A 13,935-nucleotide genomic window follows, 5' to 3' on the forward strand; every position below is an offset into this window, starting at 1 on the left:
GATGTCGAAGCGCCTGCCAGACCCCGACGAGGTGCGCTCAACCTTCGCCCGCCTGTTCGCCGACGATCCCGAGAAGGCTACCGCTTACCTGTACGATCTGGGCGTCGCAAGCGGCTACATCGAAACGGAGGCGGTCGAGAGAAACATCCGCTGGACGAGCGAGAGCGCCTACGGAACGCTCGAATGCACCATCAACCTGTCTAAACCCGAAAAAGATCCGCGCGCCATCGCCGAAGCCGCGGCATCGCCCGCCAAATCCGCCGCCGCGGGCGCGCACGACGCCGTCGCCGACGCGACCGAAGCGGAAAACCGCATCCCTTCCTCATGCTCTTCGTCAGACTCGGCCCCGGTTAGATCCGTGCCCCGATGCGACCTCTGCTGGGAGAACGAAGGGTTCGCCGGCAGCCCCGAGCATCCCGCGAAGCCCGGCCTGCGCATCGCCGCCATCGAACTCGGCGGTGAGCGATGGGGCCTGCAGTACTCCCCCTACGCCTACGTGCCCGAGCACTGCATCGCGCTTTCCGAAAAGCATCGACCCATGAGGATCGCCGCCGCCTGCTTCGAGCGGCTGCTCGATTTCGCCGATGCCTTCCCGTTCTACTTCATCGGCTCGAACGCCGATCTGCCCATCGTGGGCGGCTCGATCCTCTCCCACGACCATTTCCAGGGCGGGCGCCATACGTTTCCCCTCATGAAGGCGCCAGTCGAACGCGACGTCGCCCTGGAGACCTTCCCCGATGTACGGTGCGGCATCGTCCGCTGGCCCGCCTCGGTGCTGCGCCTGGAATCCGCCGATCGAGCGAGCCTCTGTTGCGCGGCGGCGAGGATCCTTCGCGCATGGCAGAGCTTCTCGCATGACGCGTGCGCGATCGCCTCGCACAGTCCGAACCCGTCGAAGGACGGTTGCGCCGTCCCCCACAACACGCTCAACCCCATCGTGCGCAAAATGGGTGCGACCTATACGATGGATCTGGTGCTGCGCAACAACCGCACCGACGCCGGGCACCCCTGGGGCATCTTCCATCCCGGAGACGAGCTGCACCACATCAAGAAGGAGAACATCGGGCTCATCGAGATCATGGGGCTCGCCATCCTGCCCGCACGGCTCGCCCGCGAGCTTCCCGCAGTACAGCGCGAACTCGTGCGGGCCGCCCGAAAAAACCGAAGCGTCGCCTGGGTGCAGGCGAAGCTGCTCGAACAGAAGGCGACCGCACCCCACGCATCGTGGGCGGCAGACGTGTACGCCCGCAGAGCCGCCGAATTCCTCGACGCAGGCGAGAAGTCGGACAACGAAGGCTCGACCGACGGCTTCCCCGAGCCGACGCGCAGGCTCTCGCCTCCCATGCAAGAAGAGGTCGGGCGCGTGTTCGAGACCATCCTCGAGACAACCGGGGTCTTCAAGCGCGACGAGACGGGCGCAGCGGGCTGGAACGCGCTCATCGAAGCGATCAGGCGAACGGACAGCCCTAGATCATGAGCAGGAGCGCATAGGCGGCAACACCCGTAATCGCGCACCATAGAAGCGATTTCGTCTTAAGACCCACAACGACCACGATCGCCGCTGCGAGCAGAGGCGCCGCAGCCGGCCAGAGACCCGCATCGAACATTCCAGGCGTAAGCAGGTCGTTCGCAACGAGAGCCGCGAACGCCGCAGGGGGGATGAATCCGAGCGCCTGGCTGACGCTCTCGGGCAACTCCTTGCCTTTGAGCAGGAACAGAGGCACCACACGGCAGACGAGCATCGTGCCCGCGCAGCACGCGAACACGATGAGAAACTCGGGCCACCCCATCAACTCGTTCATCGGGCCCTCGCTCCCGAAAAGACCATGGCCGCCACCACGCCCGCAACGGCTCCGATCAGAATCGCCGGACCGGAGAACCCTGCTGCCTTGCATAAAAACACGCCGATCATGGCAACGCTGACTGCGACTCCGTTGGCCGCTGTGATCTTCTGCGTACACAGAAGGCAGATGAAGATCGAGGTCATGGCGAACGACGCGATGGCGAGCGGAATGCCGATCGCGTTTCCCACGAGCACGCCGAGCACGTTCGAAAGGGCCCACGAGGTCTGGGAGAACAGGTTCACCATGGTGGCCCTGCCCACCGACCAGCCGCCCTCCTCGAATTTCGCCATGTTCACACCGTAGCTCTCGTCGGTCACCGTCGCGGCGAACAAAAACGATACCCGCTTGCGCGCGCCTTCGCAAGCTTTCGCAAACGATGCGCTGTAGAGCATCTGCCTCGTGTTCACAAGCGATACCGATGCGACGATGGCCGAGATGGGAGCGCCCGCGATCCACATGTTGGGGATCATGAACTGTCCCGCCCCCGAATAGAAGAGAGCCGAGAGCAGAAACACCTGCAGCGCATCGAGTCCTATCGACGAGCAGAGGATGCCGCACGGAATACCGATGGCAACGTATCCGAGCATGATCGGAAGCGCTGCGGAAAGCGACTGCTGTATGTGTTCTCTGGATGGCATAACCTGCATGATTATAGCGGTACGCTGCCGTTTTGTAAGCCCCTATCCGCCTTCGCGGCAGTATTCCCGATAAACCGAGCCGTTCCAAACTACCCCGAGCAACCAGACGGAGGCGAACTCGCCGCGCGCTCCCGAGCGCCTCTTTCCTCGCCCCGGACACCCGAGCGATATCCGAGCAGCCTTTTGCACTTCTGTCCCATGCAATCGAGAGGTTTTGTGCGAAAACAGGCTTCTGCTGGCGGTCAACCGCCGTTATGCGACGAGATCGGGGGCCTGGAGATCTCTTCAGAGCGCCCGCTAGCAAACAGTCCGGCAAAACCGCAGGTCAGAAAATTAATAGAGGCTAACTTCCTCGTCGGCATATCGCATATCGACGGTTGACCGCCATCAGAAGGCCGATTTCCGACAAAACCTCGGTTGGCGGGAGGCCGGCGCGGCAGCCTGGCGGGAGGACAGCGGGATGATAGCGCGGCAGCCTGGCTGGCGGCGCGGCTCAGCGATGAAGCGACTGGGGCACGAACAGATCCTGATAGAGGCTCTTCGCGTAGCGGTCGGTCATGCCTGCCACGTAGTCGGTCACCGCACGCAGATCGTCTCCCTCGGATATGGCGCAGTACTCCTGCGGAACCTCGTCGATATGCTCGACGTAGTAGTCGAAAAGATCCCCGATGAGGTGCATGGCCTTGCGCACTTCGACCATGACGACGGGGGCCATGTACACGCGATCGAACAGAAACGATCGGAGCTCGCTCATGGCGTCCCACACCCGCCCGCTCATGAGGATATCGTCGTTTGCCGCCGAGGTTTCCACCATATCGAGCACGAGCGTCTGGATGCGCGAAGAGTGATCGGGGCCCAGAACCTCGTGCGTCGAATCGGGAAGGTCTGATTCCCGCAGGACGCCCGCACGGATCGCGTCGTCGATATCGTGGTTCACGTACGCGATGCGGTCGGCGGTGGCTACGATGCGCCCCTCGAGGGTTTCGGCGCGCTGCTCGCCCGTATGGCAGATGATGCCGTCGCGCACCTCGGGCGTGAGGTTCAAGCCCTTGCCCCCGTTCTCGATCACCTCGACCACGCGCAGGCTCTGTGCGTTGTGGTGGTAGAGAAGCGGACTGTCGGCATCGCTGTGCGGGATGCCGCGATGCCGGGCGATGCAGATCGAAAGCGCCTCTTCGCCGGTATGGCCGAACGGCGTATGGCCGAGATCGTGCCCGAGCGCGATCGCCTCGGTAAGATCCTCGTTCAGGCCGAGCGCCCGGGCGATCGTCCGGGCGATCTGGGAAACTTCGAGCGTATGGGTCAAGCGCGTGCGGAAGTGATCGCCTTCAGCCGCAAGGAACACCTGCGTCTTGTGGGACAGGCGGCGAAACGACTTCGTATGAAGGATCTTGTCGCGGTCGCGCTGGTAGTCGTTTCTCAGGATATCGGGCTCGGTCGAGCGCGCCCTGCCCTCGCTCTCGTCGGCGAACGCAGCTTCCTCGGACAGCGAAACGTGCTCACGCTGTTCCTGATCCTCGCGGTAGATAATGCGCATAGCTCCTCCTCGGCGTCGAACACAAGGTCCTTATCCGTTTTCCGCAAGTGTAGCAGAAGAACGCCCCGATGCCGAAACGAACTGCAGGGCTTGCGTAGCGAGCTTCGGCGCGCTCGCACGACTTCCTTCAAGCGCGCGAACGAAACAGGCGTAACCGCGCATAAGATGCGGCCGCACCGAACCCCGCTCTCGCGTTCCGGGATATCGCAGACGGTCGATCCCCGGTATTTCCGGTCCCTGCCTTTTTAAGGTAATTTCTTCTCATTTTTTGCCTCACTATCGGGTATAGTCGTTTGGAAAACGCGGAGGATACCGGCTGGGACAGGGGCTGCGTTGCCGCGTGCAAACGAAAAGCATTCGCTCGAAAGGGTCTAACGTGAAAAAGAGCGGGTTGTTTGTAAGTGCAGGTATGGTTGCGTGCCTGGCCATCGGGTTGGTTGGATGCGGGGGATCCGATGCGCCGAGCGAGGAGACGGCGTCAGCTCCGGCAGAGGCCGGCAGTGAATCCCCTGAAGCGCCCGTCGACGAATCCGTCGAGATAAAGCCTTTGGAACTAGAGCAGTCGGAAAAGACCTCGACGCCGTTCAGCAACGTGTCCACCGCGATCGATAAAGAACAGATGGTTTCGCAGCGCTTCACCATCACCAATCCGAACAGCAACGCCTATGCCGTTTTGGAGTCCGGTCTCGTCATCGATCCGTCTGCGCTCGTCATCCATCAAACCATCGTCATCAAACCCAATGAGACGATACAGGTCGTTGCGCATACCCCCCAGAAAACCGATACGGAGATTTCCTTCGCCGTCTCCGCGAACACCCCCCTTGGAAGGCGCGGTTTTCATGAGCGAGGCGGAGATCCCCGAGACGTGGGCTCAATTCCTCGGCCAGAAGCTTGACGCCCCCAACGTCACAGCCGTGCTGACCGAACAAAGCAATATGGAGCCCGAGCATCTGAGGCTATCCGTCGAGATGCCCGAATTCACGACCAAGGGAGATATCGGCTACTATGTAACGTTTGCGGCCATGGACGGTGAGGGCGGCTTTCTCGGGGGAGATACGGCGAAGGGCTTCGCTACGACGGAATCAGATTACATCCCCCCTGCGTATGCAACGGGCAAGTACGAGGTTTCCTTTGTGCCCTACGTGCGCGATTGACGAAAACGCGCCGGCAGGCGTCGTAGCCCGAGAGAATACGTGACGACTTCCGAGCCCGATATCTCCGCGCGTATCAACCCGCCTCGAACGGCGCATCCCCTGTGTCCGCTCGAGGCGGTTTTCATGCATACGCAATTCGCGTTGCGCCCTACCCCGAAGCGGAGTTTGGCCGGCAGCGCCTTCTAGACGGATTCCGGATCGAATACGCCCCGCTCGGTGATGATCGCGGTTATCAGGTTCGCAGGCGTTACATCGAACGCGGGGTTGAACACCTCGACGCCTTGGGGAATGCAGGCCGACACCTCGGTCGCGGCGCGCTCTTCGATGGGAATCTGCGAACCCGCAGTAAGCGAGGCGTCTGTGGTGGAAGTCGGCGCTGCTACGTAGAAGGGTATGCCGTGATGACGTGCGAGCACGGCTAGACCGTACGTGCCTATCTTGTTCGCGGTATCGCCGTTTGCGCAGATGCGGTCGGCACCGACGACGACCGCATCCACCTTGCCGGCAGCCATGACCGAAGCAGCCATGTTGTCGCAGATGAGCGTACAGGGGACTCCGGCTCGACCGAGCTCCCAGGCGGTAAGCCGCGCGCCTTGGCCGACCGGACGCGTCTCGTCGGCGTACACCATGTCAATCTTGCCTTGCCGATGCGCCGCATACACCACCCCGAGCGCCGTACCGTAAAAGGCCGTGGCGAGACTTCCCGCGTTACAGTGCGTGAGGATGCGGGTGCCGGCGCCGAGCAGCTCGGCGCCGAAGGCCCCGATCGCACGGTTGGCCGCCTCGTCCTCGGCGATCATGGCCTGCACGTTAGAAACGAGCGCATCCGCTACTGCGCTCGCCGCTGCGGTTCCAGCCGCTGCAACGCGGGCGACTTCGAGCGCTCGGGCAACTCCCCAGGACAGGTTGACGGCCGTGGGGCGCGCAGTCGAAACGGATTGCGCGACGGTTTCGAGCTCCGACAGCAGCGCGGCCGCATCGTCCGCCCCCGATTCGTTCTCCGCATACAGCGCGAGCGCCGCCGCTCCCCCGATGCCGATGGCGGGCGCGCCGCGAAGCGCAAGCGTCTTGACGGCATCGATCATCTCGCGGTGGGTTTTCACGTCGGAATAGCTCAGATCCCGGGGAAGTGCGCGCTGGTCGACGATACGGGCCGTTCGGCGCCCATCGGCCGATTCGGTCATCTCTATGGTGCGGGGCAGGTTCTCGATACCCAACGGTTCCTCCGATCGTGTGCGCTTCCTTGCAGGGATCGAACGTAAGTATAGCGGAACGGCTGGGAAATCCCCCGATCGGCCTTTGAACCTCACGGCACCGTAAGCTTCCGTCTCCCTCAATGTAGAACCTTGCCAGAAAGCGACGGTTTCCGCTCGCATCACGCAAAGCGCCCCGACCATCGAAGGTCGGGGCGCTTTCTAAGCGCTATGGACAGGCAAGCCGGCTTTGCGATTCGCCTCGTCTCGGCACCGCGCATTACAGCATCCTCCGCCGCAAGCGCGCAATCCTACTTGTCGCGCGTGTTGCCCATCTTCTCCTCCAGGGCAGCCTGGGCGGCGGCGAGGCGCGCGAGCGGAACGCGGTACGGCGAGCAGCTCACGTAGGTGAGGCCGATCTTGTGGAACATCTTCACCGAATCGGGGTCGCCACCGTGCTCTCCGCAGACGCCGAGCGTGATGTCGGGGTTGGTCGCGCGACCCTTGGTGCAGCCCATATCGACGAGTGCGGCGACACCCGGGTCGACGGTTTCGAACGGGTTGTACGGGATCAAGCGGCGCTCGAGGTAGCGCGGGATGAACTTCGACTCGACATCGTCGCGCGAGAATCCGAACGTCGTCTGGGTGAGATCGTTGGTGCCGAAGCTGAAGAAGTCGGCCTTGGTGGCGATCTCGTCAGCCGTAACGGCGGCACGCGGCAGCTCGATCATAGTGCCGATCGGAATCTCAAGCTCGACGCCCTCCTCTTCGCACACCTGGGCGATGGCGGCTTCGCATTCCTCGCGCAGCACGGCGAGTTCGGGCAGCACCGACACGAGCGGGATCATGATCTCGGGCTCGGGATCGAGGCCTTCCTTCTTAAGCTGCGCCATAGCCGCGGCGATAGCGCGCACCTGCATGGCGGGAAGCTCGGGATACAGGATCGCGAGGCGGCAGCCGCGAAGTCCGAGCATCGGGTTCGCTTCGCTCATCGCGTCGATCTGATCCATGAGCTTGCGCTTCGCGGCGATGTCGGCAGCGGGGGCGCCGGTTGCCTCCATGCGCGCGATTTCGACATCGAGCTCACGGGGGCTCTCGAGGAACTCGTGCAGCGGAGGATCGAGCAGGCGCACGATGACCGGCAGGCCGTCCATGGCCTTGAACATGCCGTAGAAATCGCCCGTCTGAGCGGCGAGCAGGTCGGAAAGGGCCTTCTCGCGCACCGCGGGGTCGTCGGTGAGGATGAACGACTGGATGATCTGCTTGCGATCGCCGAGGAACATGTGCTCGGTACGGCAGAGACCTATGCCCGTCGCACCGAAGGAGCGGGAAAGCTCGGCATCCTCGGGGTTGTCGGCGTTCGCGCGCACGCCCATGGTGCGGAACTCGTCGGCCCATTCGAGGATCGTATCGAGATCGCCCGTGAGCTCGGGGAGAACCAGCTCGACGGCGCCCAGGACAACGATGCCCGTCGTACCGTCGATCGAGATCATATCGCCTTCCTTGATGACGATGTCGGTTCCGATAACGGAGGCCTCCTTCTTCTCGGCATCGATCTTGAGCGCTTCGACGCCGCAGACGCACGGGGTGCCCATACCGCGGGCGATAACGGCCGCATGCGAGGTCTTTCCGCCATGGGAGGTAAGGATGCCCTCGGCGGCGATCATGCCGGCGAGGTCATCGGGGTTGGTCTCCCAACGCACGAGCACGCACTTGCGGCCCGCTTCGGCGACGGCCACGGCATCGACAGCCGAGAAGACCGCTTCGCCAACAGCGGCGCCCGGGCTCGCATTGAGGCCTTTGGCGAGCACATCGTAGTCGGCGGTCTTGTCGAACTGCGGATGCAGGAGCTGGTCGAGCTGCTCGGGATCGACGCGCATGACGGCCTCTTCCTTGGTGATAAGGCCTTCCTTTTCCATCTCGATTGCGATGTGGAGCGCGGCGGCGGCGGTGCGCTTGCCCACACGGGTCTGCAGCATCCAGAGCTTGCCCTGCTCGATCGTGAACTCGATGTCGCACATATCGCGGAAATGGTTCTCGAGGGTGACGAACACCTCTTCGAGCTCGCGGCCCGCATCTTCGAGACCGGCCACATGCTTAAGATCGGCAATGGGGCTCGTATTGCGGATGCCTGCGACGACGTCTTCGCCCTGGGCGTTCACCAGATAGTCGCCGTAGAATTCCTTTTCCCCGTTTGCGGGGTTACGGGTAAAGGCAACGCCCGTTGCGGAGGTCTCGCCCTTGTTGCCGAAGACCATCGACTGCACGTTCACGGCGGTGCCGAGATCGTCGGCGATCTTGTTCTGCTTGCGGTACAGCGTTGCGCGTGGATTGTTCCAGCTGCCGAACACCGCTTCGATGGCGAGACGCAGCTGCACATCGGGATTCTGCGGGAAAGATGGCTTGCCATCGACGACGAGCGAGGGATACGCCGAAGCGTCCACGTTGTCGGAGAAGATCTGTTTGAACTCGACCACGAGCTCCTGCAGATCCTCGGCGGTCAGATCGGTATCGGATTTCACACCGCGTGCGTTTTTCATTGCCGTGATGGCGTTTTCGAACAGATCGCCGTCAAGACCCATGACCACGCCGGAGAACATCTGAATGAACCGGCGGTAGGAGTCCCACGCGAAGCGGGGATTGTCGGTCTGTTTGATGAGGCCGTTGATCGATTCGTCGTTGAGTCCTAGATTGAGCACGGTGTCCATCATGCCCGGCATCGACATCGGCGCGCCGCTGCGAACCGATACGAGCAGCGGATCCTCCGCGTCGCCGATCTTCTTGCCCATGCGGGCCTCGAGATCTTCACGGTACTCCTCGATGGTGTCCAAAGCGCCCTCGGGCCACGTGTTGTCGGCGTTGGCGTATTCCATGCATGTCTGACACGAGATGGTGAATCCCGGAGGCACCGGCAGGCCTATGTTGGCCATCTCGGCGAGGTTAGCGCCCTTGCCGCCCAGAACCGCCTTCATGTTCGTGTTGCCCTCGGTCACGTTGTTGCCTTGTGCGTCCTTGCCGAACGCATAGACGCGCTTCACTTCTTCGGTCACCTTTTTCTCCTTAGCGCTTGGTTGCCAAAACACACACCACGTACTCATTATGAGCCAAAGCCCTCGCCGAGGGCCTCCGTTCATCATATCAGCAGAGGTCGGGCGCGCTGTTTATAGTACCGCAAACGCGCTGCCTCGACGCATCATCCATGAGCTTTTCGGCATCTGGAGCAAGGCGGACGGGTTGTGGGCGGCCCTTAACGGCGGCGGACGGTCAGCGGATCGACGGCGGCTCTGGACAAGAACGTTTCGCGGACGGAAAGTGCCGGGAATTGACGGCGTATCCAGCGGCGCGATCCCCTGAAATGGCAGAGAATTCGACCTGTGTCAAAATGTAATATAGTATATTTGAACTAATCGCTGTATGCAAAAATTACGACCTGGCATTTCACGAGGCTTTTCCTCAATTCCAACTTTGTAATATATTCTATAATTGACACAGGTCGAATTCTCTGCCATTCCGAGCTTCCCGTCGTCGAAAGTGCCTACGGCGTGCGGCAGGCGACACGAGACTCACGACGCGCGGCACGCCGCATGAAACACGCGGAGCGCATGTCGCACGTGACTGCGTTTTGCTACATTAGCGCTTCCGCTGAAGGCGGATGGCTGCGCTCGAAATAGCGCAGAATCTCCTGGGCCGTTTCCTCGACAGCGCGATTGTCGGTACGCACGACGATGCAGCCGAGCTTGCGCATGAGCGCCCTCGATTCCTCGAGATCGCGGTGCACCTCTTCGGGATCCGCGTAGCTCGCCGCGACCGCGCTTGCGTTTCCGAGGCGGCGCTGTCGGATGTTGATGAGCACTTCCGCCGTCGTCATGAGCCCGAACAGGCGCGTCGATTCGACGTCTTCGAGTTCGCGAGGCGGGTCGGTGTGCAGATCGAGGGGGATGTTCGCCACCTTGTAACCCTGCTGCGCGAGGTAGATGGAAAGCGGCGTCTTCGACGTGCGCGACACGCCGATGAGCACGATGTCGGCCTGGGTGAGATCCTGCGGATTGCGCCCGTCGTCGTGCGCAATCGTGAATTCGAGGGCGGCGATGCGGCGGAAGTAGTTCTCGTCGGCAACGTGCAATCCGCCCGGTTTGGTGGAGGGCGAAAGCCCGCTCATATCGGCGATGGCGTCGATCGCCGCCGACAGGAGGTCGACGGCGACGATGTTGTCATGCTCTTCGACGTACGCCTTGAGCTGGATGCGCAGCGCCTCGTCGACGAGCGTGTAGAAGACGAGCATGCGGTCCGTGCCGAGAACCTGCCTGTGGTAGGCCGCATGCTCCTCGAAGAACTCCTTGATGTCGCCGAACGTATGCACCTTCGGCAGCACCTCGATGCACGGATCGGTGACGCCGAACTGGCTCGTCGCCGCACGGGCGACCGCCTGCGCCGTGAGGCCCACCGAGTCGCTTATGACGTGGATCGTCGGAAGCGGCGTGTTGTTGTCAACCGTAACCGGCTCGAGAACCATGACCCTACCTACCCGATTTGGCCATCTTGCCGAAGTCGGCTACGCGGGCGAACACCGAGACGAAGCGGTTGAGCAGCTTCAACCTGTTCGCTTTCAGCGCCTCGTCCTCGTCCATGATGAGGACGTCTTCGAAGAACCTGTCGATCGGGCCGCGCAGAGCCGCCAGCTCGCGCAGAGCCGTCGCATACGCGTTTTCAGCGAGCGCAGCGTCAGCTTTCGCCTGCACGCCCTCGAGCGCCTCGGCGAGCGCGCTCTCGGCCTCCCCCATAAGCGCCTGATCGACCGTATCGCCGAGCGATGCGTCGCGCAGGTTGTTCGCGCGCGCGTACGCCGTAGCGAGATCGTCCATAACGTCGGCCATATCGTCGCGAGCGCCCTGCAGCGCTTCGACACGGGCGATGATCTCGGCGGGTTCGGTCACGCCGGTGGCGAGCACCGCATCGATTACGTCGGGAGATTTACCGCCATCGCGCAGCATGACTTTCGTGCGCGTAACGAAGAAGTCGGCCACCTCGCGCTGAACAGCCTCTCGATCGAATTCGACGGCCGAATAGGTATCGAGGGAAGCCGAGATCGCGCGGTCGAGCGAAACGGGCAGGCCCGCAGCGAGCATGTTCACGATGCCGATCGCCGCACGGCGCAGCGCGAACGGATCCGACGATCCGGTCGGCCCCTGGCCTACCGCGAATAGGCCGCAAATGGTATCGAGCTTATCGGCGGCGGCGACGATTCTGCCAACCGTGCTCTCCGGCAGCTCGTCGCCCGCGAAGCGCGGGCGGTAGTGGTCGGCGATGGCACGGGCCACCTGGGCCGTCTCGCCCGACGCCTCGGCGTAGTAGGAGCCCATGATGCCCTGCACGCTCGTGAACTCGACGACCGCGTTGCTCACGAGGTCGGCTTTGCTGAGATAGGCGGCGCGATGGGCGTCGACGGCGTCGGCCTTCGACAAACCCGCATCGCCCGCAAGCGCATCGGCGAGCTCAACCACGCGATCGGTCTTCGCCTTCATGGTGCCGAGCGCTTCCTGGAACACGACTTCGTCGAGGCGGTCGACGTAGGCTTCGAGCGGCTGCTTCAGATCCTCTTCGTAGAAGAACTTCGCATCGGCGAGGCGCGCGCGAACCACGCGCTCGTTTCCATCGATGATGGTCGAGGCGCAGTCGGGGTTTCCGTTCGTCACGACGATGAAGCGGTTCGTAAGCCCGCCCTCGCCGTCGTAGAGCGGGAAATAGCGCTGGTGCATGAGCATGGCGTCGACGATGATCTCCTCGGGAACGCGCAGGAACTCCTCGTCGAACGAACCGACGAGGACCGTCGGAAACTCGGTGAGGTTGATCACCTCGGTGAGCGTCTTGGCCGGAAGCTCGGCGGTAAAGCCCGTCTCGCGCTCGGCCGCGGCGACGCCTGCACGGATGGCTTCTTCGCGCAGAGCCTCGCTCGGGACGACCTTCGCGTTCAGCACGACATCGATCAGCTCGTCGGCGGAAGCGACCTTATGGGGCCCGGGTGCGAGGAAGCGATGCCCCCTCGTGGTGTCGCCGGCAACGAGGTTAGCGAACGTTACGGGCACGACCTGGGTGCCGAACAGGGCGAGAAGCCAGCGCACGGGACGGGAGAACAGTACCGTCTGGGTGCCCCAGCGGCACGATTTCGGCCACGAGATGCCCTCGATGAGACCGCCGAGCGCATCGGGGAGTAGATCGGCGACGGGTCGCGCCGCGATGCTCTTGGTCGCGTACACGTACTCGATGCCGTCGACCTCCCTGCGCTCGAGATCGGCGACGCTCACGCCCTTGCCGCGGGCGAAACCCTCTGCAGCCTTGGTGGGGTTGCCGTCAGCATCGAACGCGATCTTGATCGAGGGACCCTTATGCTCCAGGACGAGCGCCTCGGTTTCCTCGGCGACTTCTTCGACGATGGAGATCAGGCGGCGCGGCGTAGAGTAGAGGCGCACCTTCCCGTGCGGTATGCGAAGGGCGTCGAGCGCTGCGGGCACGAGCGTCTCGAGCTGTTTGGTGGCGTTCGCCAGGTCGAATGCGGGTATTTCCTCGGTTCCGATTTCGAATGCGAGCGTACGGGTATTCTCCGCCATCTTACGCCTCCTTCCCTTCCTCATCGCCGCCTGCGGGCTTTTCGCCCACCACGTGCTCCAGATACGATGCGCACACCGCCTTGGCGAGCGTGCGCACGCGCAGGATGTAGGCCATGCGCTCGGTTGCCGATATCACGCCGCGGGCGTCGAGCAGGTTGAAGGCATGGCAGCACTTGAGCACGCTGTCGTAGGCGGGAAGCGGCAGCCCGGCGTCGAGCACGCGCATGCACTCCTTTTCGCGCTCGTTGAACTCTTGGAACAGAAATTCGGTATCGGCCACCTCGAAGTTGTACGCCGAGTACTCGCGCTCGTTTTCGAGGAACACATCGCCGTAGGTGAACACGACCCCGTCGTCGCCCCGCGACCAGACGATGTCGTAGATGGAATCGACGCCCTGGATGTACATGGTCAAACGTTCCAGGCCGTAGGCGATCTCCACCGGCACCGGGTTGCATTCGAATCCACCGACCTGCTGGAAGTACGTGAACTGCGTGACCTCCATGCCGTCGATCCAAACCTCCCAGCCAAGACCCCATGCGCCGAGCGTCGGGCTTTCCCAGTCGTCCTCGACGAAGCGCACGTCATGGGCGTCCACATCGATGCCGATAGCGCGCAGGCTGCCCAGGTAGAGATCCTGGATGTTGTCGGGCGAGGGCTTGATGAGCACCTGGAATTGGTAGTAGTGCTGCAGGCGGTTCGGATTCTCGCCGTAGCGGCCGTCGGTGGGACGGCGGCATCCCTGCACATAGCCCGTCCGCCACGTATCGGGGCCAAGCGACCTGAGCGTCGTCGCGGGCGCGTTCGTACCGGCGCCCACCTCGTTGTCGTAGGGTTGCAAGATGACGCACCCCGCACTCGCCCAGTAACGCTGCAGGCCCATGATGACGTCCTGGAACGTCGGGGGCAGCGATTCGGGTGCGAACTCGGTTTCGGTTTCGACAGCTGATGACATGGTTCTCCTTGC

Annotated in this window: 11 protein-coding genes; 3 read left to right on the top strand and 8 right to left on the bottom strand. The window is 62.7% G+C overall.

Annotated elements, in window-relative coordinates; translation table 11 throughout:
- On the top strand, window positions 1-1,477 hold a 1,477-nt coding region (locus C1722_RS04695), incomplete at its 5' end, for a UDP-glucose--hexose-1-phosphate uridylyltransferase (RefSeq protein WP_102378213.1).
- Here C1722_RS04695 and C1722_RS04700 read toward each other — a convergent pair.
- The 3 genes from C1722_RS04700 to C1722_RS04710 all read right to left on the bottom strand — a co-directional run bounded on the left by C1722_RS04700 (window position 1,467) and on the right by C1722_RS04710 (window position 4,019).
- Window positions 1,467-1,802 carry an AzlD domain-containing protein gene (locus tag C1722_RS04700; protein ID WP_244902447.1) on the bottom strand — a complete coding sequence of 112 codons (336 nt, stop codon included), beginning with the start codon at window positions 1,800-1,802 and terminating at the stop codon, window positions 1,467-1,469. The genes C1722_RS04695 and C1722_RS04700 overlap by 11 nt on opposite strands.
- Window positions 1,799-2,482 (bottom strand): AzlC family ABC transporter permease, encoded by a 684-nt coding sequence (locus C1722_RS04705; protein WP_102379537.1) that lies wholly within the window; start codon window positions 2,480-2,482, stop codon window positions 1,799-1,801. The genes C1722_RS04700 and C1722_RS04705 overlap by 4 nt, the downstream gene beginning before the upstream one ends.
- 493 nt (window positions 2,483-2,975) lie before the next feature.
- On the bottom strand, window positions 2,976-4,019 hold the full coding sequence (locus C1722_RS04710) for a deoxyguanosinetriphosphate triphosphohydrolase (RefSeq protein WP_102378215.1): 1,044 nt from the start codon (window positions 4,017-4,019) through the stop codon (window positions 2,976-2,978).
- A gap of 376 nt (window positions 4,020-4,395) precedes the next feature.
- Here C1722_RS04710 and C1722_RS04715 point away from each other — a divergent pair, with 376 nt between their 5' ends.
- Window positions 4,396-4,914: a hypothetical protein gene (locus C1722_RS04715; RefSeq protein ID WP_146040602.1), complete on the top strand. Its 519-nt coding sequence runs from the start codon at window positions 4,396-4,398 to the stop codon at window positions 4,912-4,914.
- Window positions 4,859-5,173, top strand: coding sequence for a hypothetical protein (locus C1722_RS04720; protein WP_146040603.1), 315 nt, complete (start codon window positions 4,859-4,861; stop codon window positions 5,171-5,173). The genes C1722_RS04715 and C1722_RS04720 overlap by 56 nt, the downstream gene beginning before the upstream one ends.
- A 182-nt stretch (window positions 5,174-5,355) precedes the next feature.
- On the opposite strand, the gene mtnA is transcribed toward C1722_RS04720, so the two are convergent.
- The 5 genes from mtnA to C1722_RS04745 all read right to left on the bottom strand — a co-directional run bounded on the left by mtnA (window position 5,356) and on the right by C1722_RS04745 (window position 13,923).
- Window positions 5,356-6,390, bottom strand: a complete 1,035-nt coding sequence (gene mtnA / locus C1722_RS04725) for an S-methyl-5-thioribose-1-phosphate isomerase (RefSeq protein WP_244902448.1) — start codon at window positions 6,388-6,390, stop codon at window positions 5,356-5,358.
- 287 nt (window positions 6,391-6,677) lie between these two features.
- Window positions 6,678-9,416 (bottom strand): pyruvate, phosphate dikinase, encoded by a 2,739-nt coding sequence (ppdK, locus tag C1722_RS04730; RefSeq protein WP_102378218.1) that lies wholly within the window; start codon window positions 9,414-9,416, stop codon window positions 6,678-6,680.
- Window positions 9,417-9,991: 575 nt separating this feature from the next.
- Window positions 9,992-10,879 carry a pyruvate, water dikinase regulatory protein gene (locus C1722_RS04735; protein WP_102378219.1) on the bottom strand — a complete coding sequence of 296 codons (888 nt, stop codon included), beginning with the start codon at window positions 10,877-10,879 and terminating at the stop codon, window positions 9,992-9,994.
- 4 nt (window positions 10,880-10,883) lie between these two features.
- The gene (gene glyS / locus C1722_RS04740; protein WP_102378220.1) at window positions 10,884-12,971 is read right to left on the bottom strand and encodes a glycine--tRNA ligase subunit beta; all 2,088 of its coding nucleotides are present in this window, start codon (window positions 12,969-12,971) and stop codon (window positions 10,884-10,886) included.
- Window position 12,972: 1 nt separating this feature from the next.
- Window positions 12,973-13,923, bottom strand: coding sequence for a glycine--tRNA ligase subunit alpha (locus C1722_RS04745; protein ID WP_102378221.1), 951 nt, complete (start codon window positions 13,921-13,923; stop codon window positions 12,973-12,975).
- Window positions 13,924-13,935: the final 12 nt, after the last annotated feature.

The organism is Raoultibacter timonensis (assembly GCF_900240215.1).
In the GTDB taxonomy this organism is placed as follows: Bacteria; Actinomycetota; Coriobacteriia; order Coriobacteriales; family Eggerthellaceae; genus Raoultibacter; species Raoultibacter timonensis.

Excerpts from the sequence above, each read along its gene's own strand:
- C1722_RS04700 (WP_244902447.1), bottom strand. The coding sequence starts at position 1,802 with ATGAACGAGTTGATGGGGTGGCCCGAGTTTCTCATCGTGTTCGCGTGC.
- C1722_RS04745 (WP_102378221.1), bottom strand. The coding sequence starts at position 13,923 with ATGTCATCAGCTGTCGAAACCGAAACCGAGTTCGCACCCGAATCGCTG.
- C1722_RS04720 (WP_146040603.1), top strand. The coding sequence starts at position 4,859 with ATGAGCGAGGCGGAGATCCCCGAGACGTGGGCTCAATTCCTCGGCCAG.
- C1722_RS04710 (WP_102378215.1), bottom strand. The coding sequence starts at position 4,019 with ATGCGCATTATCTACCGCGAGGATCAGGAACAGCGTGAGCACGTTTCG.
- C1722_RS04705 (WP_102379537.1), bottom strand. The coding sequence starts at position 2,482 with ATGCCATCCAGAGAACACATACAGCAGTCGCTTTCCGCAGCGCTTCCG.
- C1722_RS04735 (WP_102378219.1), bottom strand. The coding sequence starts at position 10,879 with ATGGTTCTCGAGCCGGTTACGGTTGACAACAACACGCCGCTTCCGACG.
- glyS (WP_102378220.1), bottom strand. The coding sequence starts at position 12,971 with ATGGCGGAGAATACCCGTACGCTCGCATTCGAAATCGGAACCGAGGAA.